This window comes from Paenarthrobacter sp. C1, assembly GCF_049315185.1.
GTDB lineage: Bacteria > Actinomycetota > Actinomycetes > Actinomycetales > Micrococcaceae > Arthrobacter > Arthrobacter nicotinovorans.
In genome coordinates this window covers 2,375,749-2,399,297 of record NZ_CP186052.1, presented here as the reverse complement: position 1 = coordinate 2,399,297, position 23,549 = coordinate 2,375,749, and the positions used below count along the sequence as shown (strand labels likewise).

The following is a 23,549-nucleotide window of genomic DNA, read 5'->3' as shown; positions in this document are numbered from 1 at the left end:
GTCTTCGACGTAGGGTGAGTGGATGAACAGTGTGGACGGGACCCCCGAAGGGCAGGACATCACCGCGGAGCCCGAGCGTTTCCTGAAGGAACCCGCGGAAGGCCAGCGTGTCACCGTAATGATCGCTGCATTTGAGGGCTGGAACGACGCCGGTGAAGCTGCCAGCGATGCCCTGCACTACCTGAACAAACTATGGGACGGCAAGAAGGTTGCCACCGTGGACGCCGAGGAATATTACGATTTCCAGTTCACCAGGCCCACCGTGCGGCGCACTTCTTCAGGTGCCCGCAAAGTTAAATGGCCATCGACCCGGATCTATAAGGCAGCCGTTCCCGACAGCAACGTGGACGTCGTTTTTGTTCTTGGGACTGAACCTTCCTACCGGTGGCGCGCCTACACAACCGAACTTTTGGTGCACGCTGAAGCGCTGAAGGTGGACGCCGTCATCCTGGTGGGCGCGTTGCTTGCGGACGTTCCGCACAGCCGGCCCATTCCGGTCAGCACCACCACCGAAGACAACTCCTTGCGGGAACGCCTCAACCTGGAAGCATCACAGTACGAGGGTCCCGTAGGCATCGTGGGGGTCCTTGCCGAATTCGCCTTGCTGGCGGGCCTGCCGACGGTATCCCTGTGGGCCGCAGTCCCGCACTACGTTGCGCAGCCGCCCTCCCCCAAAGCCCAGCTTGCTATCCTGCACCGGATTGAGGATCTGCTCCAGGTACCACTGGACAGCCATGCACTCGCCGAGGAGTCTGAGGCATGGGAACGCGGGGTGGATGAACTTGCAACGGAAGACCCTGAAATTGCCGCGTATGTGCGCCAGTTGGAGGAAGCGAAGGACACAGCAGACCTTCCGGAAGCCTCCGGTGAGTCCATTGCCCGGGAATTCGAGCGTTACCTTAAGCGACGCGGTAAAGAGCGCCCGTAAGGACCCCGTACCGCAAAAGGAACGGCCCCGACATTCGTCGGGGCCGTTCTTTTTGCCGGGGTTCGGGACTTAGAGTTCCACCCCGAGTAAAGCGTCGATGGCGTCGGAAACCAGTGCCGCGTCCTGGGCGGACGCTTCCGCCCCGTTGCTTACGGCGTCCTTGGCCCACTGGTCGACGGCGGCCAGCGCGCCGGGGGCGTTGAGGTCGTTGGCCAGTTCCTCCCGCATGGCGGAAACGAGGTTGCCCGCCGAACCGGCCGTGGCCTGTTCCAGGGCTGCCCGCCAGAGTGCGAGCCTGTCCTTGGCTGCAGCAAAACCCTCATTGGTCCAGGACCAGTCCGAGCGGTAGTGGTTGGCAAGGATTGCCAGGCGGATGGCGGCAGGTTCTTCACCGGCTGCGCGGAGTTTGGAAACGAGCACCAGGTTTCCCTTTGACTTGCTCATCTTTTCGCCGTCCAGACCCACCATGCCGGCGTGGCAGTAGTGGCGGGCCAGCGGAACGCCGGAGAGTGAATAGGCGTGGCCGGCTCCCATTTCGTGGTGGGGGAAAATCAGGTCCGATCCCCCACCCTGCACTGTGAATGGCGCAGGGAGGTACTTCTGCGCGATCACGGTACATTCGATGTGCCATCCGGGCCTGCCGGCTCCGAGACCTGCTCCCGGCCAGCTGGGCTCACCGTCACGGGCGACCCGCCACAGCAGGGGGTCCAGCGCGTTTCGCTTGCCTGGCCGGGTGGGGTCTCCCCCGCGCTCGGCGAACAACGTGAGCATTTCGGTTTCGCCCAGGCCGGAGACCTCGCCCAGCTTCCAGGCGTCAGTGGCGCTGGAGCGCTTTCCGGCGGTTTCGACGTCGTAGTAGACGTCGCCGTCGGGCTCGCCGTCGCTGCCCTGGACGCGATAGGCGACACCGTCGGCGATGAGTTTCTCGATGGCGGGCACGATGTCGGGGATGGCCTCGACGGCACCGATGTAGTGATTTGGTGCGAGAACGTTCAGGGCATCCATGTCGGTTTGGAACAGGTCGATCTGGCTTTTTGCCAGATCACGCCAGTCAACGCCAGTTGCGGTGGCCCGCTCCAGGAGGGGGTCGTCGACGTCCGTAACGTTCTGGACGTAGGAGACCCGGACGCCCGCGTCGCGCCACGCCCGGTTCAGCAGATCGAACGAGACATAGCTTGCAGCATGGCCCATGTGCGTAGCGTCGTAGGGCGTGATGCCACAGACGTACATGGATTGTTCCGCCTGCCGCTCCACCTCCACGACACGGCCGACGGCGGTGTCGTACAGCCGGATGGGCGGCATGCTGCCGGGCAGCTCAGGTACAGGGCGGGAGATCCACGATTTCACGACTCAACCTTAGTGCTAGGCACTGATCACACCGAAACCGAGCAAGACATACAAGGCCAGCCCGAGAAGGATCCGGTACCAAACGAAGAGCCGGTAACTCCGCGTGGACACGAATTTCAGGAACCAGCCAATGATGACGTAACCCACAACGAAGGCAATGACGGTGGCCAGGGCCGTTTCGGGCAGGCCGTAAGGTCCAGCCAAACCTTCATTCGAGACTGTCTTGTAAAGCTGGTAGAGCCCGCTGCCGAACACGGCCGGAATGGCGAGCAGGAAGGAATAGCGTGCTGCTGCTTCACGGGTGTAGCCCATGAGCAGGCCGGCGGTGATCGTGCCGCCGGAGCGTGAGACGCCCGGGATCAGGGCCATGGCCTGCGCGAAGCCATAGAGAATGCCGTGCTTGTAGCTTAATTGCGTCAGGTCGCGCTCCTGCCGCCCCACGGCGTCGGCGACGGCCAGAATCATGCCGAAGACAATCAACATGGTGGCCACAATCCACATGCTGCGGAGCACAGACTCGATCTGGTCCTGGAACAACAATCCAAGAATGATGATGGGCAGGCTGCCAAGAATGACCAGCCAGCCCATGCGGGCATCGGGGTCGTTTCTTTCCACCTTGCCCGTCAGCGAGCCAAACCAGGCCCGCACAATACGGACGATGTCGCGCCAGAAATAGACGATCACGGCGGTCTCGGTTCCCAACTGCGTAATGGCAGTAAAGGCCGCCCCGGGATCGGCTGCATTCGGAAGGAATGAGCCGACGATCCGCAGATGCGCGCTCGAGGAAATCGGGAGGAATTCGGTGAGGCCCTGCACAAGGCCCAGCAAGGCTGCTTCTATCCAGTTCACGTGAATAGACCCTACGTCATGAAGACTGGTAACTGCCCGTAAGCTAGCAGCTATGCAGCAGCGTTATGTCGGGAACAGTGGGTTCCGCGTGTCCTCCTTGTCCCTCGGAACCATGTCATGGGCCCAGGAGACCGATGAACAAGACGCTGCCGAATTGCTCCACGCATTCGTTGCCGCCGGAGGGACGGTTGTGGATACGGCAGCTTCCTATGCGCAGGGCCAGGCCGAGGCAATGCTGGGTTCCATGCTCGGCGATGTTGTAGCCCGTTCCGAGGTGGTGATCTCCACTAAGGCCGGCGTGTCGTCATCAGAAACACGCCGCAGCGTCAACGCTTCCCGGGGCGCGTTGCTTTCTGCCCTGGATGCGAGCCTGGCGAGGCTCGGAACGGACTATATCGACATCTGGTTCGCCCAGGAATGGGACCCGAACGTGCCCCTGGAAGAGACCCTCTCCGCCCTGGAATTGGCCCAGCGGAGCGGGCGGGCGCGCTACGTGGGCATTTCCAACTACAACGGCTGGCAGACGGCCAAGGCAGCGGCCGTGGCCGGATTCACGCTGGTGGCCAACCAGTCCGAATACTCACTGGTCAACCGCAAAGCCGAAGAAGAACTGATCCCTGCCGTGGAGGACGCAGGCCTTGGCTTGATGGCCTGGGCCCCGCTGGGACGTGGTGTGCTCAGCGGAAAGTACCGCGGACAGATTCCCGCTGATTCCCGCGCAGCACAGGGCAGGCTTGCCGGTTACGTTGAGCCTTATCTGGAACCTCGAGAGTCCCGGGTCGTGGAAGCGGTGGCAATGGCCGCACGTGGTCTGGGCCGGTCACCGCTGGATGTCTCATTGAGCTGGCTGCTTTCCCGGCCGGGGGTTTCCTCCGCGGTCGTGGGACCCAGGAACGCTGTCCAGCTCAAGGAATTGCTGGACGCGCAATTGTCCGTGCTCCCAACGGAAATTGCCAGGGCCCTGGAGGACGTTTCTGCAGCCTAGCGCTGTCAGCGCCGGTCCAGGATGTCCAACAGGTAGCTGCCGTAGCCGCTTTTGGCCAGTTTCGCGGCTTGCCGGCGCAGTTCGTCGTCGGTCAGGTATCCCATCCGCCACGCCACCTCTTCCGGGGCCCCGATTTTCAAGCCCTGCCTGTTCTCGGTGGTCCGGACGTAGTTGGATGCATCGTTGAGGTCGCTGAAGGTTCCCGTGTCCAGCCAAGCTGTACCCCTCGGGAACTTCTGCACATGCAACCGTCCAAGTTCCATGTACTTGCGGTTGATGTCAGTGATTTCCAGCTCCCCGCGCGGAGACGGCTGAAGGTCTTTTGCCATGGCCACCACATTGTTGTCATAAAAGTAAAGGCCGGGAACCGCGTAGTTGCTTTTGGGAACGGCAGGCTTCTCTTCAATGGAAACAGCCAGGCCGTCGTCGTCGAATTCCACCACGCCGTAAGCGGACGGGTCCTTGACCCAATAGCCGAAAATTGCACCGCCGTCGACATCGGCATAATGCCGGAGCTGGTTGCCCATGCCGGGGCCATTGAAGATATTGTCGCCGAGGATGAGCGCCACTTTGCCGCTGCCGATGTGTTCCTCGCCCAGGATGAACGCCTGGGCGAGGCCATCGGGAGTGGGCTGACGGGCGTAACTCAGATTTACGCCGAATTGCGAGCCATCCCCCAAGAGATTTTCGAATTGATGGCCGTCGGCAGGCGTAGTGATGATCAGGATGTCCCGGATTCCCGCCAGCATCAGGGTGCACAGCGGGTAGTAAATCATCGGTTTATCAAAAACCGGAACCAATTGTTTACTGATGGCGAGCGTAATCGGATGAAGCCGGGATCCTGTGCCACCGGCAAGAATAATTCCGCGCATCTAGCTGTCCTCTCCCGCTGCACATCACCGTCCATGACGGTTACGCTATGGCCATGCAGAGAATCCTTGTCACCGGCGGGGCCGGATTCATCGGATGCAATTTTGTTCACTTCATCATGGAGCACACCGGCCTCCATGTCACGGTCCTGGACAAATTGACCTACGCCGGCAACATGGAATCCCTGTCGGGGCTGCCGTCCGGCCGTTTCGATTTTCAAAAAGGCGATATCTGCGATGCCGGCGTTGTGGACGCGCTGACATCCTCGGTGGACGCCGTCGTCCACTTCGCTGCAGAATCGCACAACGACAACTCCCTGGCGGATCCACGTCCGTTCATGGACACCAACCTGGCGGGAACCTTTACCCTCATCGAGGCTGCCCGCAGGCATGGAACACGCTTCCATCACATCTCCACGGATGAAGTGTATGGAGACCTGGCCTTGGACGAACGCCGCAAGTTCACTGAAGACTCCGTTTACCGCCCGACGAGCCCCTACTCGGCCACCAAGGCAGGCTCGGATATGTTGGTGCGGGCATGGGTGCGTTCGTTCGGCCTGAAGGCGACCATCAGCAATTGCTCCAACAATTACGGTCCCTACCAGCATGTTGAGAAGTTCATTCCGCGGCAGATCACCAACATCCTGGACGGCGTGCGCCCGCGGTTGTACGGGCAAGGATTGAACGTCCGGGACTGGATCCATGTGGAAGACCATTCCTCCGCGGTTTTGACCATCCTTGAACGTGGCCGGGTGGGTGAAACCTACCTGGTCGGGGCAGATGGCGAGCGATCGAACCGCGAGGTAGTGGAAATGCTCCTCGCCCTCGATGGACAACAACCTGACGCCTACGACCTCGTCAAGGACCGGCCCGGGCACGATCTGCGTTACGCCATCGACTCCACCAAGCTGCGCAGGGAACTCGGCTGGACGCCCCGGTTCTCCGACTTTGCCTCCGGCCTGGCAGAGACCGTGCAGTGGTACAGAAGCAACGAAGACTGGTGGCGTCCTCAGAAAGCGGTCACGGAGTCAAAATATGCAGGTCAAGGGCACTAGGCCGTGGACCCGCGGGAACTGGCTTCCACCCCGACTCCGATCCCGGGGTTGGTGCTTTTCGAACTCCCGGTCCATACCGACAGCCGCGGTTGGTTCAAGGAGAACTGGCACCGCAGGAAAATGCTGGCCGCCGGACTGCCGGACTTCGGGCCAGTGCAGAACAACATATCCTTCAACGCCGTACGCGGCACTACGCGGGGCATCCATGCCGAGCCGTGGGATAAGTTCGTCTCCTTGGCCTCCGGTCGTATTTTCGGGGCCTGGGTGGACCTCCGGAAAGGACCGACTTTCGGTGTCCTGTTCACGGCGGAGTTGACGCCTGGCCAAGCCGTGTTCGTGCCCCGTGGCGTGGGCAACGCCTTCCAGACCCTGGACGCCGACACCGCCTACACCTATCTCGTGAACGACCATTGGAGCCCTGAGGCCCAGCAGAACTACACCTTCCTGAATCTTGCCGACGAACAGGTCGCTGTTCCCTGGCCGATACCCCTCAGCGAGGCCATCCTTTCGGACCAGGACAAGAACCACCCGCGGCTGGCCGGCGTCAGTCCGATGGAGAAGCGGCGCACGCTCGTGCTGGGGGCCGGCGGCCAATTGGGCGCTGCGCTCCGGCAAGCATTCGACGGCGACACCACCGTGGACTTCGCCGGCCGCCGGGACTTTGACATCACCAGCGAGGATTCCTACCGGTCAGTGAACTGGCGCGATTACTCCACGATCATCAACGCCGCGGCATTTACCGCGGTTGACGCTTGCGAAAGCCCTGAAGGCCGTGCAGCTGCCTGGACAATCAACGCAGCCGCCGTATCCCGGTTGGCGGCCACCGCCGTCGACCATTCTCTAACCCTGGTCCATGTATCCAGCGATTACGTCTTTGACGGGACCGTCAAGCCTCACCGGGAGGACGAACCCTTCTCACCTTTGGGTGTGTACGGACAGAGCAAGGCCGCCGGTGACATCGCCGCGGGTACCGTGCCGCGGCACTACATCGTCAGGACCAGTTGGGTGGTCGGCGACGGAAAGAACTTTGTTCGGACCATGGCCGGCCTTGCTGCAAAAGGTGCATCACCGGGAGTGGTCGATGACCAGCTTGGCCGCTTGAGCTTTGCCGAGGACCTCGCCGCAGGGATCCGGCACCTGCTCGACTCCCGGGCCCCGTATGGAACCTACAACCTCAGCAACAGCGGCGGCAATCAGAGCTGGGCAGATGTTGCTGCGGACGTCTACCGGCTGTGCGGAGCGGACCCGCGCCTGGTGCGCCCGATCAGCACAGCCGAGTACAACAAACCGGAGATGGCACCGCGGCCGGCCAACAGCGTCCTGGACCTCGGCAAAATTTCGGCAGTGGGCTTCGCTCCCCCGGACGCCTCACAGCGGCTGGCCGATTATCTCCAACACATGACTGGACAAAGGCCCTCCTGAACGCGGCCCGCACCAGGGGCAATTGACGACGGCGGGTTACGGATTCGCGAAGCTGGTGCCATCCTTTGAGGTACTCATCATTGGGTTGCGGAAGAAGATGACGCTATGCGGGTTCGCTACTTCACCACGATGGCCTTGACGTTTGGCCTGCTGTTCTGGGCGAGCACGATACCTGGCACCGTACCCAGGACAGCTGCTCTTCCGCAGCCGGACCCCACGGCAGCCCCCGTGGAAGCAGCGGACGCGCTCCACGAGCTGCCCAGGATTCCGTGGGAAGGCGGACCGGCGTACTGGAACCAGTTTGCCAAGGCAACCGCAGCCGGCTGGAGCGATCCGTCCTTCTTTCCCATCGCGATCTGGTACGGGTCCCCTGGAAGCGATGCGCAACTGGCCTACGACAAATCGCTGGGCATCAACACTTACGTCCAAGGGAACCCGGACGCGTCCAGTGCAGCCATCTCCGCGCACGGCATGTTCACCCTTTTCGCGACCAAGGACGCACCGGCCGGCTGGGACCGGCAGGTGGGGAGCGTCCTGGACGACGAAGTGGACGGCAGGTATGACCCCGTAGCCGGGCTCGCCCACATGAAGCAGTTGGCAGCCCAGCATGATCCCGCAGCCACGGGCAGGTTCACCTACGCGAACTGGACCTCGGGGATCATCACCTATGACGTGCCCATGCAGTTGTCGATGGACTATTTCAGCACTGCGAACGTGAACTCCGTGGACCAGTACTTCTACGCCGTCCCCCAATGCGATTGGGGCGACGGGACGCTCAGGTGGCGGACTCCCAAGGAACAGAATCCCATCGCCCCAGTGAACTGCCGCACGGCCTCGAGCTACGGCAAAATCATGCAGCTCCAGCAGGAAATCAATGCCGCGCGGGGCGTACAGGCACCACTCTGGGCTCTGCCCACTGTGATCAGCACCGGCGGTTCCACAGGCGGTTACAAGCAGTTGGGCCCCGAGCAAGTCCAAGCCCAGGTGTGGGCGTCGATCATCCATGAGGCCCGGGGCATCGTATGGTTCAGTCAGTCCCCGGACCAGCAAAACGTCAACGATTGCATCAGCGGTGACGCTTTCCAGGACGCCCGGATACACAGCGCTGCCTGCTTGAAGGACCAAGTGGCTGCAGCGGGGGTCGTGAATCACGCCATCACTTCATTGGCGCCTGTCATCAACACCCAGTCCTACGTTTGGGATTTTGGCGAAGGGACCGACACGATGCTCAAAGCCAAGGACGGAAGTGCCTATATTTTCGCGATGACGGACGACGGGCTCACCGGAAGCAGGATCTTCACGCTCCCGGGCGGGATCACCGGGTCCACCGTGGAGGTGTTGGGCGAGAACCGGTCGATTCACATCCAGGGCGGGAAATTCACGGATGCTTTCCCGAACGAATACACGCACCATGTCTACCGCATCGCGCTTTAAGGCGCGTACTGTCCCGGCAAAGGCCGCCCAGGGCTCTGGCGGACTCCGGAAAATCGTCCTAAAGTAGCCCTACGGCAGCCTCTGGCAGGAGGCCGGGAGACAACTCAAGTGAACATGTCGATGTGGCGGCGTTTGTCCGCCATCCACGATCCTGGCAGTGCAGCAGCCACGGATCGTGGGCTACATGGTTATGCCTTGAGCTTGACCCGAGCCTGGAGCCAAGAATGCTGCTACCCAAAGTCCTGCCCACCCGAAATGCCCTCCACGGTGCAGTCCGCCACCGCCCCCTGACAAGCGGGCTCAGTGGCCGCAGCCTCCTGCTTCAGAGGCCGATGGACGACGGCGGGACGCCCGCCGCCACGTCCCCGGAGCGCTGGGTCAATCTTGGCGGCGTCCCCGTAAAGCTCATGGAGTTCGACCCGGCAATTCAGGAGATCCTGGGCAGGGCAGGCGCTACAGGCGCACCGCCCCTGGGAGTGTGCTCAGCCAATTTGGACCACATACGTCATTTCGGCTCCGGGAGCCGGTGGGAGGAGACCCTGGAACGGTCCCGGTCCCTGGAGTGGTTGACGCTTATCGACGGCGCCCCGCTGGCTACTGAGGCCCGGCGCCTCACCGCACGGACATGGCCGAGGCTGGCGGGCAGCGATCTCGTGGGCCCGTTGTTGGATGAGGCAGAACGAAGGGGCCTCAGTATCGGGTTCCTTGGCGGGTCGGTTCAGACCCAGGAACGGATACGGGCCAAATTCGCGGTGGAACGGCCAAAGCTTGCGGTCACTGGATGGTGGGCACCGCCACGGACCACTCTTGGCGATGACCACGCTTCCCGGGAGCTGGCAGCAATGATCGCGTTGACAGCCCCCGACATCCTGATCGTCGGCTTGGGAAAACCCCGGCAGGAACTTTGGATATCAGAGTACGGAGCCCTGACCGGAGCCAAGGTACTGCTGGCTTTCGGAGCGGTGGTGGACTTTCTGGCAGGCCACATCCGGCGGGCCCCTTCATGGGTGAGTTCCAACAGCCTTGAGTGGGCTTGGCGGCTTGCGTTGGAACCACGCCGCCTTGCCCGGCGGTACCTCCTGGAAGGCCCGGAAGCCTACGTCCGGTTGCGCAGGGACAGCGGCTTATCCCTGTCGTCCAACAGGTCCTTGCCATCCAGGGATGTCCCGGAGCGTGCGCCCAGCCGCGCTCCGGGGTCTTTCCTCCCTGCCAGGGCTGCAGCCGATGTCGCCGTCGTCGTCGTCACTTACAACAACGAGGACGATATCGGGCCCTTGGTCTGGGGCCTGCGGAAGGAGGCCTTGGGCCAGTCGATCAAGGTGGTGGTGGCCGACAACTCCCCCAACGACCACACGCTTGAGGCGCTGGCACAATTTCCCGACGTCATTGCCATAAAAACCGGAGGGAACCTCGGATACGCCGGGGGCATCAACGCCGCACTTTCAGAAGCCGGAGAAGCGGCCACCTACCTCATCCTCAATCCCGATCTCCGTATCGAGGAGGGTGCCATCAGTGCAATGCGCAGACGCATGGTACGGTCCGGCGCCGGGATGGTGGTGCCTGTCCTGCTGGACGACGACGGGAGCGTCTACCCTTCGCTGCGCCGTGAGCCGGGAATCCTGCGAGCGCTGGGTGACGCCGCGCTGGGCAGCCATGTGAGGAAACGCCCTGGGTGGTTGTCCGAGATGGACTTTGATGAAGAGAGCTATTTGCACGGGCATCGGGTTGAGTGGGCAACGGGTGCCGCGCTTTTGCTGGATGCCGCTGCGGCTAAGGCCGTGGGAGCCTGGGATGAACGGTTTTTCCTGTATTCGGAAGAGACGGACTACTGCCACCGTATGCGGGAGGCGGGGTATTCCATCTGGTTTGAGCCTTCCGCGCGGATGTGGCATCAACGCGGTGGGTCCGGGGCTTCGCCGCAGTTGACTGCCTTGATGTCTGTGAACAGGGTCCGTTATGCGGAGAAGTATCTTGGGCCGGGTCGGGTCATGGCGTTTCGCGGTGCCGTTCTCGCCGCTGAGGTGGCCCGGTTGGGAAAGCCGGGTCATCTGGAAGCTGCCTGGGCAGTGGCCAGCCGACGGCGGTGGGATCGCCTGCCGCATGCCGTACGCAATGTTGGCGGGGTCCTCTGATGGTGGGCGCGTTCCCCTCGGGCGCTGTGATTATCCCCGCCCATAATGAGGCTGCCGTCATCGGGCGTACCCTTGGGTCGCTGCGGGAGGTCATTGGGTGGGGCACGGTGGATGTTGTGGTGGCCTGCAACGGCTGTAGCGATGGGACGGAGGCGATCGCGTCCCAGTGGCAGGGGGTTTCGGTACTTCAGGTGCCGGAGGCGTCAAAGACGGCAGCGCTCAATGCCGGCGACCAATGCACCCGGTTGTGGCCCCGCCTCTATCTGGACGCGGACATTGAGGTCAGCGCCACGGCCCTTGCTGAGGTGTTTGCAGCGTTGCAAGATGGGACCTTACTGGCTGCCCGGCCGGCCTTCCGATACGACACACAGGGCGCTTCTGCGCCTGTCCGGGCTTACTACCGTGCCCGCAGCAGGATCCCGGGCAATGCGCAGGGTCTGTGGGGTGCTGGTGTCTATGCCCTGAGCCACTCAGGGCATCTCCGTATGGGGGTCTTTCCTGCGCTCACGGGTGATGACTATTTCGTGGACAGGCTCTTCGATGAGCAGGAGAAGGCGGTTCTTGCTACGGAGCCGGTGGTCGTCCGGACGCCCAGGACCTCTGGCGCCTTGTTGGCTGTCCTGCGGCGAACGTATCGGGGAAATGCCGAGCAGGATGTGGTGACTGGTGGGGCGTCCTTGTCACGGACCGTGCGGCAGTTGCTTGCCTCGGTGCGTGGGCCGCGGACGGCTTTCGATGCGGCCGTCTATGCGGTGTTCGCGGTGGCGGGTCGTCGTCGTGCCGGGGTCCCCGGCACCTCTGCTCCTGTGTGGGAGCGGGATGAGAGCCGCCGATAGACGGTTGCCCTGCCTTGATCCCGTCCCAGCTGTCCCCTGTCTCAGCTGTCCCCCGAGGTTGCGGCTTTCTCCTGGATCTGTGCCTCCGTCGTTTCCCTGCGCGATATGCGCCATAGCGCCCCGGAGATGCCCAGCATAAGGAACAGGAGGCTGGCTGCCATGGGGAAGGCGAAGGCGTCGAAGAATCCGAAGGCCAATGCGGCTGCGGCGACGCTTGCAAGGACTGACTGGCTCATTTGGCGCAGTTCGTTGTCCCTGGCCGACTTCCTGGCCTGCCAGGCGCAGAGGATGCCGGCAAAGACCAGCAGCAGGAAGGCGATCAGGCCTGCTATGCCGAGTTCGACCAGAAGCCCCAGGTATTGGTTGTCAACGATGACGTACGCGGGGAGGAAGGTGCCGAAGCCACGGCCCAACAGCACGTTCTGGCTCGCCATTCCGAAGGCGGTGGAGTAGCCGTTGGTTCTTGAACTGATGCTGGGGTCGTCGGTCCCTATGGTGAAAAGGCCCAAGAGTGTTCCGATCATGCCTGGCGTCACTACGTAGATCACTGCCACCAGGAGGGCTGAAACCATCACGGCCTTCCGCCGGAGCTGTTTGGGCCATACCGGCAGGAGGATGAGGAAAGCCAATGCCATGCAGATCAGTGCGGCCCGGGAGACGGAGAGCATGGCAGCTACGGATATCAGGCCAACGGGGAGCCACCACAGCAGCCGGCGCTTGGTGGTGTCGTTGAGGGCGAGGGTGATGGCTATCGGCAGCGAGGTGGAGAGGACTACCCCGTATTCAAGGGGATGCAACGACATGCCGGCCGCGCGGACAAAGCCTCCCCGGGAATCGATGTTTGCCAGCTCCGAGCTGACGCTGAGGCCCGGTATCCTGATCCATTCGATGAGGGACGAGCCGGTGGCGAACTGGAGCAGGCCCAGCAATGCTGTCAGTCCCCCGGCCAGGGCGATCCTGCGGAGCAGCGTCCTGACGCTTTCGCGGGTTGTCAGGCCGTCAGTTGCTATGAGCAGGATCCCGGCCCATCCTGCGAGCCGTAGGAGGCCCGCGTCTGCGGGGCTGGCTTCGCTTTCCGGCAATCCCCTGACCATGGCGTAGGCGTAACTGGATGCTGCGACGAGGAGGAAGGCTGCCAGTGCCACCCGCAAGGGATGCCACCGCCTGATTGATGGTGTCGTGCGGCGCAGCTGGTGCAGGATCCACCACGCGAGGGCCAGGAGGGCGAAGAGCGTGCTTGGCCGGCCGATGGACCCCAGGGACGCTATCACCATGATTGACGGCAGGGCACATGTGAGCACCAGGTAGATGGTGAGGAACAGGGGCGCATCGGACTTCCGGGCCACCCCCTGGATGCCGTCTCGATGTAGTAACCCGTTAGCCCGGTACACGGGAGGTCACCTTTGCGTGCGGGATGTCGGGACGTTGGACGCTTGAGCCGCCCTTGTGCAGGATTCTGCGGCGACGGGGCCGTGAATCAACAATGACTGCGGCCAGGATGGAAAGTGTGGCGGCTAGGCCAACCCAGAATACTGCGCCTTTGACGCGGTTGAGTTGGGTGCCTCCGCCGAACACGATCTCAGGGCTGGACGGCGACGTGAGGGTGGTGATGAGGGCTTGTTGGACACCTGCCTCCTGCTGGAGGGCCAGGGAAGCGTCATTGATGCCGTCGACAACGTTTTGGAGCACGTCCTTCACCTTTTGTGCGCTGGAGTCGACCACCTGCACGGATAGGACCGGCCATCGGAAGCTCTTGGCCCATTGGCCGCCGCTGTTGAGCAGGGTCACTGAGTAGCCGTGCCGGACCCCGGCACCATAAAGGGTTCCGCTGGAGAGCGTGAGATCCACAGATGCTGAGTCGTAGTTGACACGTCGCTCCACCATGGCCGCGAAGTCCACCAGCGACGCGTAGTCGTCACCGGGTATCCAGTAGGCCGGTTCGCGGTCCGGAGCGACGAACGTAACTTCCGCCTTGGTCCAGTAGACAGGCTCAGCGGACCGGACCGCGCCCAGGGACGCCAGTCCGATGGCTATCCCGATAGCCACGATGTACCAGCGCCTGCCAAGGATGCGGAGAAGGATGGCTGCGGTCATGGTTATCCCGGCCTGTAGGAACTGGGTACGACACTGGCAGTTTCACCCGCGAGGTGTGCCGGTTCGTCCGTTGTGGGCCGGTTGCTTGAAAACCGTTCCGCCGAGGAAGGTTTCCTTTGCCTGGTAGCCGGCGGCGTGGGCGGTTTGGATCCGGCGGGCTTTTCGATTGGTTCTGTGCTCTTGCGGTGTTTCCGGGACAGGAGCAACCCGTCGATGAGTACGGTAAGCATGATGCTGAACGCCACGCCGCCGGCAGCGGTGACCAGGAGCAGTTGCGTCCGGGCTTTGACCTCGGGAACAGCTTTGCTGTCCTCAAGCAGTTTCATCGTGGAAATGCGGGAAGTTGTTGGCACGTTGAGGACGTCCTGCAGCTCGGTCAGGGCCACGGGTGCCTGGTTCATCACAGTATCCAGGATCTTGAGGGCCTGGCCGGAGTCGGGTGAGGAGGCTGTGATGAGGAGGATGGCCCCGCTTGTTCCTTTGTCGGCTTCAGCTGTGAAGGTGCTGGCCCCGCTTTGTTCACGGATGGTCTCCTTGAACTCCTCGGAGGACATCTTGCGGGTGAGGATATCCAGGGCCTCGCTCATGCCGCCCAGCCCCAGATATGGATTACCGGCTTCTCCGACGCTTTTGGTGGAGGGCAGGAGGACCAGGCTCGCCTGGGCTTTGTAGTTGTCGGGCGCGTTCTGCTGGAGGAAGAAGCAGGCGCCTGCGGTCACGGCAAGACCCAACACGACGATGAACCATCGGCGTATCAGGCTTTTCAGTATCTTTTGTACCTGCATGTCCTGCTCTTACCTTTCGTTGAGTGTCTTTGGGTTTGGACCAGTCGTACGGCTCAGGTCCTGGACACTGTGCTTCTCCGGTTGGCAAGCAGCGTCTTGACGCGATCGATGCCCTGGGTTCCAAGCAGCGCGATGGTCACGGCCTTGGCTCCCTTCCGGGCGAGCTCCCGCAACGCCCGGAGGGGAGACTCAAAGACCCGGTCCACGATGATGGAACTTGCAGTCGGGATGGGAGCATCCGCCAGAAGGGCCGGGAAAAGTGCCCTGTAGGGCTTGGGGGAAACGCGCCGGCCGCGGATTCTGTTGCTGACATTGTGGTCGTGGACCAGCTGCAACCACCCAGGTGCACCGCGCAGCGATGTGACCTTCATGGATTGGCCCAGCCGGTTGTGCCATGCAGCCCAGCACGTCACAGGAGCGGACCAGGGGGCGCTGACGGAGCAAAACGCGTTGTGGGGGTCGTTCCTTAGGAAAACAGAACCCTTTCCCATCACCAGGCCGGATACGAGGTAGATCGCTGAGTTTCCAGCATCGTGGGCCGCTTTTTGCACCCGGTCCACGAAATCGATGGCCAACCCGTCGTCGTTGTCCAGGTTGGTGGTGAGCAGTGTGCCACGTCCGCCCCCTGTGACTGTCCTGATGTCCTCAAGCAGTTCGGACGGGCTGACTTCTGTCCTGAACAGGGCCACGAAGGTCCCTTCACGGTTCAGCCCATGCACGCGGTCCAGCAGCCAGGCCGGACTCTCCGGGTCGAAGTAGATGATCCACCGGAAGTCGCGGTTGGTCTGTGCCTTCACGGAGGGTAGACAGTAGCGTTCGAACAAAGCAATCCGGTCCCTCAGCCAGCCTTCCTGGGCCCGGACCAGGCTTTCAAAGCCCCGGGAAGGAAGATTGAACCTAGTGAGCAACACGTGGTCAATACCCGACGGCGGGTTCCCCGGCTTATCAACGTTCACGGCTTGCTCCTCGAACGGATTGAACTGTGGTGCGCAACTTGGTGTTGCGCCCGCCTCCCGGTTGCCGGCACAGATCCCTGATATTGGCGGCCCGCACGTTCCAGGAGTTCGCCTCCGCGACGCGCCGCATCTCTTCACGTTGCTCCCGGTCCGGAGGCTCCTGCAGGGCAGCCCTGACCAGATCCACGAATGCCGCACGGCTGCTTGCCACAGCTAAAGCGCTGCACTGCAGCGATCGCACGGAAGGCAGGTCCGTGGCGACCACGGGCAAGCCCGACGACAGGTATTCCAACGTTTTCAGGGGGAAGCTGGATCTATTGAATTCCGTGTCGGCATAAGGGGTGATCCCGGCGGCTGCGGTTTGAAGCTGCCGCCGTACGTCATCAGGGGCCAGAGGTCCACGCCAATCCACGTTGCTTCGCTCCAGAAAGGCGTCCAGCCTCTGCCTGGTTACGGGGTTGGACTCAGTCCGCGGACCAATGACCAGAAGGCTGAGCCCGGCGTCGGCCAACGACTCCAGCACGTCAAGGTCCAATCGTTCGTTGAGTTGTCCCACCAGGACCGCGACCGGCCTCCGGTGCTCGTCTGTGGACGGGCCGGCCGGTGGACGGCACCCATTCGGAAGAACCTGCACGGGCCGTCCCGAGAAATGGGACATCTTGGCGGCCAGGCCTGCTGAGACAGCAGTGATGACATCGGCCGTCCCGATGTTGCGTTCCAGGGAGCGCCTCAGATAGCCGGAGGGAAATCCGATCAATTCAGCTGCGGCCAGCCAGTCATCCGTCAGATGCAGCAGCCGCACGCCGCTGCCACGGTCAGGGAACGCTACAACCGGGGAGGCATTGACGACCGCCGACACTGGACCGCCTGCGGTCTTCATGGCGTTGTCCATGCAGTGACGTGCAATGGCTTCGGTCAGGGGCCGGCCAAGCGCGCTGCTGAAGAACGGCGGAGCAGGAAGCCGCAAGCGCGACAAATGCGGTGTCATGGTCTCCGGGATCCCGCGAAGACTTCTCACCGTGTGGTTCCGGACATCTGCGAACCGGAAGACAGGCGCAGGTTGGTCAACCCAGAGGACCGGGCCTGTCTCTGCCAAGGACTCAGCCAGCAGCCGATCAGTTCCGGGCAGGCCATCCCATTGGCCACCGGAGATGTACATGATCGTGTCCATCACGCCTCCCCTGAGACGAGTTGCCCGGCCGCGGCAGCACGGACGGCGACAGGACGGGCGTTGAAGTCTTCTGCGGGCTGGTGGCCACGGAGGCGCTGATAACGTCGGCGAACCACATAGGAGGAGTACTGCACCCCGGCGATGGTTTCAGCCCACAAACGGGACCGCGTCGCGGGAGCACCGGCCAGGAAGCGCTGGTACAACTCGGTTTGGTGTTGCGCCGCGGAAGTGAGTGAAAACCTGTCTTCGACCACCGATCGGCCGAAAGAGCCTAATGACTTCCTCAGCAGCTCGTCCGTGTGGAGAGCCCTCAAGATGGTTACCAGCGCGTCGGTCCCGGTACCGGTCGAACCCGGACCGGAACCATACCAGCCCTGCCAAAGGAACACCGGCAGGGACTCTGGAGTGAGAAGTTCCCAGAAGCCTCCTTCGCCCTGGACAACGAGCGGTTTGGCGAACGATAGCCCCCGGAGGGCGGAGCCGCCCATGCCCAGGACGACGTCGGCAGCAGCGTAGGCCGGCCTGGGGTCAGCAAGTTCACCGGTGAGAATAACCGTGTTTTCCCCTGTCGCCGCGTTGACGCGTTCGGCTTGGGCTCTGACCACGGATTCCGCCGGGCCTGAACCTGTGATCAGCAGATGCACCGGGAGATCCCGGGCGAGTTGTCCCGCGGCATCAATCGCCGACAGGATGCCTTCAAGCTTGAGTTCCTTGGCCAAGCGGGAGACGCAAACCATCGTGAAAAAGTCGCCATGCAGTCCCCACCGTGCGCGAAACCCTTCCAGGTCCGCGTCATCGACCACGCGGTTGGCCATGATGTCCACGGGCGGTTCCAGCAAATGGACACGGTGGCGTCCGGAGGACAGCTCGCCCTGCCGGATCTGTTCAGTGCCCACCATCAGCGGCATGGACCTGGGGATGAACGGAGCCACTGCCATGGACATCACCGTGGCCACCGCGGTGGTGTCCGGCACCAGCCTGGAGGCCGCCAGGCACTCCAGCGCCGGGGGCCATTCGTAGCCGTGAACGACGTCGATCCGGCGCTCGCGGACGGTGTGCACCAAAGTTCTGATGACCGATGGGGAAGGTCGCTTCCCTGGTGCAGGTGCGGGGACAAACTCCAACCCAAGCTCTGCTCCCCTTTCGACGAGGGGCCCGGGCTGTCCAAAGAGAATGACCTCATGGCCCAGTTGCTTGATTGCGGCACCGAGTTCGATGGCGTTCAATTGGCTGCCGCCCATGCGCAGATCGTGCGGGTAGATCAGGATCCTCATGTCGCGGCCACCTCCCGTCCACGCCCCCACATCCGGACGTCCCGCAGGTCCTGCCGTCGAAGCCCCATGATTGCCGCCATCGCGACGACTCCCAGTCCCGTGGAAACGAGGACAGCGACCACAGGGGAATCCAGGAACCGGGTGATTGCGTAGCAGCCGGCTGCAGTCAGTGCTGCCATGACCGTGGGAAGTCCCAAGCGTTTTCCCACGGCCAGGAGCGGCACACCTGCCTTCCGGAGAGCCCGGAGATACAGCGGCGAGGTCACCACCAGGGCCACCAGCACAGGAGCCGCTGCCAGCCCAGGCATCCCTGCGAGCGCACCGCCTGCCAGCAGCGCCGGAACGAGCGCGATCAGAGCCACGAGCTGCACATTCAAGATGGACAGGGACGAACCCAGGACCACGAGGTAGTCGTACAGCAGCTCATGGAGGATACGGAGGACCGTGAGGGGCGCCAACCACATCAGCGCCATGCCCGCCGGGGCCCAGGCTTCACCGTAGACGACTTTGACAAGGGGAAGGGCGCACCCCACCATCACCGCCGAGACGGGCAACACCATGGCCGACACTGCTCCGATCATCGCCAGCAAGGCCGCCCTCATGTCATCCGGCCGGTCCTGGAGCCTGGCGAAGGTCGGCGGCGCCACGCTTCGCAGGGGTTGGGACAACAAACTCGAGGGCCACCCGGCCATGTTGAAGGCCATGACATAGAAGCCGAGGACCACCGGGCCAAACAGCCGCCCGGCGATGAGTTGGTCGACGTAACCCACGGCAAATACCACAGCGCTCGCACCTGCCAGGGGAAGTCCGAAAGCCAGGAGCTGTTTCGCGGACAGCGCTGAGAATCCGAACCGGTACGGCAGGGGCGAGTAAACAAGGAACAGGACGGCCGCTACGAGGCTGGCCAGGACCCGGCCCACTGCCAGGCTCATGGCTCCCATTCCGGCGATCACCAGGATCAACGAAACGCCCGCCCCGAGCCACACATTGACTTGGTCGATGACCATCCGTTGTCCCTGGCGGAAGTTGCGCTGCAACAGGGCCGCGGGCGTGGCCACCAGCCCGTTGAGCACGATGCAGAAGGCCAAGGCCCTGACCACGTCCGTTGCTGCCTCGTTTCCCATGGCCGCTGTGAAGAGGGGTGCAACCGCGTACGAGAGCCCGAACAGCAGGACACTGCAGACTACGGAGATGGTGGTGACGGTGGCGGCTATTTCCTTGGGGTCCCCCGGCCAGCGTACGATCGCCAGGCTGACGCCCAATTCGTTGAAGCTCAGGACGGCGACGAGTGCAATGAACGCCACCGCGTAGGTCCCGAATTCCTCAGGCCCCAGCAGCCGCGCCAACGCTATACCAATTCCAATGGTCCCCAGCTTGGTGATGAAGGCGTTGACGACGCTGATCACGAACGCCCTTGTGGGGGTTGGTCCCTTCCGCTGGGTAACCGGGCTCTTGAGCGTCACTGGGCCCCCTCCAGCGCAGGCGTATTGCCGCGCCTGATCACCCGGGCCGGGACACCGGCCCAGGTCTCGTCGTCGGGAACATCGTTCAGGACGGCCGCTCCCATGCCAATGGTCGCTTTGGCCCCGATGGACCGGCCCTCCCGGACACTGGCGTTCATGCCGATGTAGGCCGCCCGGCCGACCCGAACGTTGCCGCCCAGGGAAACGCCTGATGCGAATGTGGCGAAGTCACTGATGACGTCGTCGTGGGTGAAGGTGACCCCGGGCATGGCGACAACGTGATTGCCGATGGTCACTGACGCCGTCATGCTGACGTGGGCCAGGATGATGCTCCCCCGGCCGATCACGCACCCCTCCGGAACGTTGACTGAGGGATCTATGGCTGTGGCGTAGCGTTCTTCGTCAAGCCCGAGGCTTCGTAGCCGCATCACCACACCCTCGCGGCCGCTTCCTGATCCGATGCAGACCAGCAGCAACGCGTGGGGGAACTTCAGGGCGTCACGGATGGGCCCAAGGACGTGTGCGCCGTCGACCACCCGGCCGGTCTTGTCCTCGTCGTCGTCGAGGATTCCGATGACGTCGAACGGGCCGCTGCTGCGGACCATGGCCAGTACCTCACGGGCAAGGCCGCTGGCAGCGATGAGGAGAAGTTCGCTCATTATGGGTGCCTCGATGCCCGCAGGACCGAGTCGATGACCCGGACCTGGTCGTGGAGGGCGAGCTGGTGGTACAGCGGCAGGATGAGCGTGTGGTCAGTCAGCCAGTTCGTGACCTCAAGGGACGCCCCGCCGGTGTCCTTGCCCGCGTAGGCGGGTTGGCGGTGGGCTGCCATGATGCCCCGCCGTGCTGAAATGCCGTCCTGTGCAAGGTGGCCCATCAGTCCGTCCCTCCCGAGGGGAAACGCCGGCCCGATTTCCAGCCAGCAGGATTGGAAGTTGCCGGTCCCGTAGTCGGGGTCGCCGACCAGGCGGAGGCCTTCGACGCCGGCAAACGCGTTCGCGTAGTTTGCGGCCAGTTCACGACGCCGTTGGACGGCTTCCCGGAGGCGGCCCAGTTGGACGAGTCCGACGGCGGCCTGAAGGTCGGTCATGCGGTAGTTGAACCCGATTTCGAGGTACTCTTCGGCCGGTGCGAGGATGCTGGCGTGCCGGTCCGAGGCCGAAACGCTCATGGCATGTTCCCGGAGGCGTCGTGCCCTGTCCGCGAAGTCCTGCCGTGGAGTTGAGAGCATGCCGCCCTCTCCCGTCGTGAGGATCTTGCGCGGGTGGAAGGACCAGGCTGCCACCTCCGCGCCGGCACCGACAGGGCGGCCGTGGTAGCGGGAGCCAATGGCGCAGGCTGCGTCTTCCACCACGATGATCCCGCGGGGCTCACACAGGGCCCTGATGGGATCCAGGTCAACGGGCACCCCGCCTTGGTCCACGGCGATGACTGCCTTGGTTTCCTGAGTCAGGGCTCTTTCCACGGTCTCGGCTGTCACGCACCCTGTCTGGAGGTCGACGTCGGCGAACACAGGGCGTGCTCCCATGTAAGTAGCCGCGTTCGCTGTGGCAATGAAGGAAAATGACGGGACAACGACGTCATCACCCGGTCCAACGCCGGCGACCGCGAGCGCCAGGTGCAGGGCTGAAGTGCAGCTGGAGGTAGCCACTGCGTGACCTGCCAATTGCTCCGCCGCGAAGGCTTCTTCGAACTGGCGGACCTTGGGTCCTTGGGCCACCCACCCGGAGGCAATCACTTCGGCCACTGCTTGGGCTTCCTCTTCGCCAAGCCAGGGTTTCATGACGTCGATACGGGCCAGGCGCGTCTCGGAGATGGTCATCGCGCACCTGCTGCGGGGACGGCGGGATGGGCCACCAGGCGGGCGGCTGCTATTTCCGCACGGAGCGGCCGCCACCATGAGACCAAAGTACGCAGACCGTCCTCCAGTCCAATGGCTGCTTCGAAACCCAGGTCTTTACGTGCTGCGGTGGTGTCCGCCAGGCGCCGGGCCACGCCGTTGACGGCACGCTCCGGACCGTGCTCGAGATGCAGGCTTGAACCCATGACATTCAGGAGGGTCTGCGCCAGCTCAGCCAGGCTGGTTTCGGTTCCGCTGGCGACGTTGTAGACGCCTTCATGCACATCGCTGACAGCTGCCAGGATGTTGGCCCGGGCGACGTCGTGGGTGTGGACGAAGTCCATGGTTTGGTCACCGCTGCCGAAGATCATGGGTGGCTGGCCGTCGTCGATCCGTTCCATCCAGCGCACGAGGACTTCGGTGTAGAGCCCATGGACGTCCATGCGGGGTCCGTAGACGTTGAAGTAGCGCAGCAGGACGTAGTCCAGGCCGGACATGGCCCGGAAGCTCCTGGCCATCCCTTCGTTGAAGGACTTTGCCGCGCCGTAGAAGGTGTCGTTGTTGTGGTGGTGATGGTTTTCCCTGGTGGGAAACTGTTCAGCCATCCCGTACACGGACGCGCTTGACGCGGAGACGAGTTTGCCTACTTTGTGGTCCACGGCTGCTTCGTAGACGTTGAAAGTGCCGTCCACCAGCACTTCGAGTGCCAGGCGTGGTTCTTCTGCGCACTGGGTGATGCGGATGGCGGCCTGGTGGAACACGAGGTCTTTGCCGCGGGTGAGGTCGTTGACGAGGTCACGGTCCCGCAGGTCGCCTTCGACCAGGGAGACGCGCTCGCTGCCCAAGGCCTGGTCCAGGTTCGCGCGTCTGCCGCGCACCAGGTTGTCCAAAACGTCGACGTGGGCCGCGCCGGCGTCGAGCAGTTGGTCCACCACGGTGGAGCCGATGGTTCCGGCGCCTCCGGTGACCAGCACGTTGGCGCCCAAGAGCTCTTTCATCGCACAACCTGGAGATTCGTCTCATTGCCGGCCACGATGGTGGACCGTCCATCCGTGCCGAGGCTTTGCGTCACGGCCTCCAGGACGGACAAGACCCTGAGCCCGGATTCGCCGCTGGTGCGGGGCATCGTGTGGTTCCGGATGGAGGTAGCGAGTTCAGCCACCACTTGTCCCAGCGGTTCGCGCTCTTGGAGGGCCGGTGACCACGTGTCGCCAAGACGGTACGAGATGGCCGAAGCTTTCTTGTCTGCAGCCGATCGGGGTTGTTGCTCCAGGCTGACGCCGCGGTCGTAAACGCTGAGCCGTTGCTGCGGATTCAAGTCATCCCAGACGAGGGTCCTCTTTGACCCTCCGATGATCATCTGCCGGATTTTGGTGGGGCTGAGCCAGTTGACGTGGATGTGGACCATGGCGTCATTGGGCAGTCCGAAGGTCAAGTGCCCGACGCAGTCGCGGCCGGTACCGAGGGGATCCGCGCCGTGGGCCGAAATTTCGGTGGGGTGCAGGCCACCCGGCAGGACAAAGTCGAGGATGGAGAGGTCGTGGGGCGCCAAGTCCCAGAACACGTTGACATCGGGTTGGACGAGCCCGAGGTTGATCCGGACCGAGTCAACATAGAGGATGTCGCCCAAGGCGCCGCTGGCCACCAGTTCCTGGATTTTGAGGACCGCCGGGGTAAAGCAGTAAGTGTGGTCGGCCATCAGCACCAGTCCCCTGGCTTTGGCTTCGTCCACCATTTCCAGTCCCTTGGCGCGGCTGTCAGCCAGCGGTTTCTCCACCAGGACGTGCTTGCCCGCGCGCAGGGCCGTCATCACTACGCCGTGGTGCGTGTGCGCCGGGGTTGCGACGGCCACGGCGTCCAGGTTGTAGTCGTCCAGCAGTTCGTCCAAAGACTCGACGACGGCCACCCCACCCACCGATTCGGCGAGCTTCATGCCGCGCTCAACGTCCAGGTCGCAGATCGCTACGAGATCCCAGTCCGGGCTGGCTTTGAGGTTCCGTGCGAGGTTGGGACCCCAATAACCGGCGCCGACCACCGCAATGCGCAGCTTGGGCCGGTGACCGTTGCCGTTGAGTTGTCCAGATGGAATAGTTCGTATGCTCATTTCCC

Annotated in this window: 21 protein-coding genes; 7 read left to right on the top strand and 14 right to left on the bottom strand. The window is 63.1% G+C overall.

Annotation, left to right across the window (positions count from 1 at the left end; genetic code table 11):
- Positions 1 to 22: 22 nt before the first annotated feature.
- Positions 23 to 928 carry a PAC2 family protein gene (locus ACNAOU_RS11215; RefSeq protein WP_018777640.1) on the top strand — a complete coding sequence of 302 codons (906 nt, stop codon included), beginning with the start codon at positions 23 to 25 and terminating at the stop codon, positions 926 to 928.
- A gap of 69 nt (positions 929 to 997) precedes the next feature.
- Here the strand turns inward: ACNAOU_RS11215 and mshC are convergent, their stop codons facing one another.
- Both mshC and ACNAOU_RS11205 read right to left on the bottom strand, forming a co-directional pair.
- Positions 998 to 2,275, bottom strand: a complete 1,278-nt coding sequence (gene mshC / locus ACNAOU_RS11210) for a cysteine--1-D-myo-inosityl 2-amino-2-deoxy-alpha-D-glucopyranoside ligase (RefSeq protein ID WP_422756948.1) — start codon at positions 2,273 to 2,275, stop codon at positions 998 to 1,000.
- 15 nt (positions 2,276 to 2,290) lie between these two features.
- Positions 2,291 to 3,124: an undecaprenyl-diphosphate phosphatase gene (locus tag ACNAOU_RS11205; RefSeq protein ID WP_018777638.1), complete on the bottom strand. Its 834-nt coding sequence runs from the start codon at positions 3,122 to 3,124 to the stop codon at positions 2,291 to 2,293.
- A 52-nt stretch (positions 3,125 to 3,176) separates the two neighbouring features.
- Here ACNAOU_RS11205 and ACNAOU_RS11200 point away from each other — a divergent pair, with 52 nt between their 5' ends.
- Positions 3,177 to 4,109 carry an aldo/keto reductase gene (locus tag ACNAOU_RS11200; protein ID WP_422756947.1) on the top strand — a complete coding sequence of 311 codons (933 nt, stop codon included), beginning with the start codon at positions 3,177 to 3,179 and terminating at the stop codon, positions 4,107 to 4,109.
- 5 nt (positions 4,110 to 4,114) lie between these two features.
- Here the strand turns inward: ACNAOU_RS11200 and rfbA are convergent, their stop codons facing one another.
- A complete protein-coding gene (rfbA, locus tag ACNAOU_RS11195; protein WP_026267147.1) occupies positions 4,115 to 4,981 on the bottom strand; it encodes a glucose-1-phosphate thymidylyltransferase RfbA in 867 nt (288 codons plus the stop codon).
- Positions 4,982 to 5,028: 47 nt separating this feature from the next.
- Here rfbA and rfbB point away from each other — a divergent pair, with 47 nt between their 5' ends.
- From rfbB to ACNAOU_RS11170, 5 genes are all read left to right on the top strand, one after another.
- On the top strand, positions 5,029 to 6,033 hold the full coding sequence (gene rfbB, locus ACNAOU_RS11190) for a dTDP-glucose 4,6-dehydratase (RefSeq protein WP_179128358.1): 1,005 nt from the start codon (positions 5,029 to 5,031) through the stop codon (positions 6,031 to 6,033).
- Between the two features lie 3 nt (positions 6,034 to 6,036).
- Positions 6,037 to 7,455 carry a sugar nucleotide-binding protein gene (locus ACNAOU_RS11185; RefSeq protein ID WP_422756946.1) on the top strand — a complete coding sequence of 473 codons (1,419 nt, stop codon included), beginning with the start codon at positions 6,037 to 6,039 and terminating at the stop codon, positions 7,453 to 7,455.
- A 105-nt stretch (positions 7,456 to 7,560) separates the two neighbouring features.
- Positions 7,561 to 8,889: a hypothetical protein gene (locus ACNAOU_RS11180; protein ID WP_422756945.1), complete on the top strand. Its 1,329-nt coding sequence runs from the start codon at positions 7,561 to 7,563 to the stop codon at positions 8,887 to 8,889.
- A 224-nt stretch (positions 8,890 to 9,113) separates the two neighbouring features.
- Complete coding sequence (locus ACNAOU_RS11175) at positions 9,114 to 11,021, top strand: WecB/TagA/CpsF family glycosyltransferase (protein WP_422756944.1); 1,908 nt, start codon at positions 9,114 to 9,116, stop codon at positions 11,019 to 11,021.
- On the top strand, positions 11,021 to 11,857 hold the full coding sequence (locus tag ACNAOU_RS11170) for a glycosyltransferase (protein ID WP_422756943.1): 837 nt from the start codon (positions 11,021 to 11,023) through the stop codon (positions 11,855 to 11,857). Before ACNAOU_RS11175 ends, ACNAOU_RS11170 begins: the two co-directional genes overlap by 1 nt.
- Positions 11,858 to 11,898: 41 nt before the next feature.
- On the opposite strand, the gene ACNAOU_RS11165 is transcribed toward ACNAOU_RS11170, so the two are convergent.
- From ACNAOU_RS11165 to ACNAOU_RS11115, 11 genes are read right to left on the bottom strand one after another with little or no spacing between them, the layout of a single operon-like run.
- On the bottom strand, positions 11,899 to 13,203 hold the full coding sequence (locus ACNAOU_RS11165; protein WP_422756942.1) for an O-antigen ligase family protein: 1,305 nt from the start codon (positions 13,201 to 13,203) through the stop codon (positions 11,899 to 11,901).
- Positions 13,204 to 13,234: 31 nt separating this feature from the next.
- Entirely contained in the window at positions 13,235 to 13,951 is a 717-nt protein-coding gene (locus ACNAOU_RS11160) for a hypothetical protein (protein ID WP_018777629.1), read from the bottom strand.
- Between the two features lie 2 nt (positions 13,952 to 13,953).
- Positions 13,954 to 14,736: a hypothetical protein gene (locus tag ACNAOU_RS11155; protein WP_422756941.1), complete on the bottom strand. Its 783-nt coding sequence runs from the start codon at positions 14,734 to 14,736 to the stop codon at positions 13,954 to 13,956.
- 53 nt (positions 14,737 to 14,789) lie between these two features.
- A complete protein-coding gene (locus tag ACNAOU_RS11150; protein WP_422756940.1) occupies positions 14,790 to 15,692 on the bottom strand; it encodes a glycosyltransferase in 903 nt (300 codons plus the stop codon).
- Positions 15,682 to 16,863, bottom strand: coding sequence for a glycosyltransferase (locus tag ACNAOU_RS11145; protein ID WP_422756939.1), 1,182 nt, complete (start codon positions 16,861 to 16,863; stop codon positions 15,682 to 15,684). The genes ACNAOU_RS11150 and ACNAOU_RS11145 overlap by 11 nt, the downstream gene beginning before the upstream one ends.
- Positions 16,863 to 18,137, bottom strand: a complete 1,275-nt coding sequence (locus ACNAOU_RS11140) for a glycosyltransferase (RefSeq protein WP_422756938.1) — start codon at positions 18,135 to 18,137, stop codon at positions 16,863 to 16,865. The genes ACNAOU_RS11145 and ACNAOU_RS11140 overlap by 1 nt, the downstream gene beginning before the upstream one ends.
- Positions 18,134 to 19,600, bottom strand: a complete 1,467-nt coding sequence (locus ACNAOU_RS11135) for an oligosaccharide flippase family protein (RefSeq protein WP_422756937.1) — start codon at positions 19,598 to 19,600, stop codon at positions 18,134 to 18,136. The genes ACNAOU_RS11140 and ACNAOU_RS11135 overlap by 4 nt, the downstream gene beginning before the upstream one ends.
- Positions 19,597 to 20,259: an acetyltransferase gene (locus tag ACNAOU_RS11130; protein WP_018777623.1), complete on the bottom strand. Its 663-nt coding sequence runs from the start codon at positions 20,257 to 20,259 to the stop codon at positions 19,597 to 19,599. The genes ACNAOU_RS11135 and ACNAOU_RS11130 overlap by 4 nt, the downstream gene beginning before the upstream one ends.
- Positions 20,259 to 21,422 (bottom strand): DegT/DnrJ/EryC1/StrS family aminotransferase, encoded by a 1,164-nt coding sequence (locus ACNAOU_RS11125; protein WP_422756936.1) that lies wholly within the window; start codon positions 21,420 to 21,422, stop codon positions 20,259 to 20,261. The genes ACNAOU_RS11130 and ACNAOU_RS11125 overlap by 1 nt, the downstream gene beginning before the upstream one ends.
- A complete protein-coding gene (locus tag ACNAOU_RS11120) occupies positions 21,419 to 22,438 on the bottom strand; it encodes an NAD-dependent epimerase/dehydratase family protein (RefSeq protein WP_422756935.1) in 1,020 nt (339 codons plus the stop codon). Before ACNAOU_RS11120 ends, ACNAOU_RS11125 begins: the two co-directional genes overlap by 4 nt.
- Entirely contained in the window at positions 22,435 to 23,544 is a 1,110-nt protein-coding gene (locus ACNAOU_RS11115; protein WP_018777620.1) for a Gfo/Idh/MocA family protein, read from the bottom strand. Before ACNAOU_RS11115 ends, ACNAOU_RS11120 begins: the two co-directional genes overlap by 4 nt.
- Between the last annotated feature and the right edge of the window lie 5 nt (positions 23,545 to 23,549).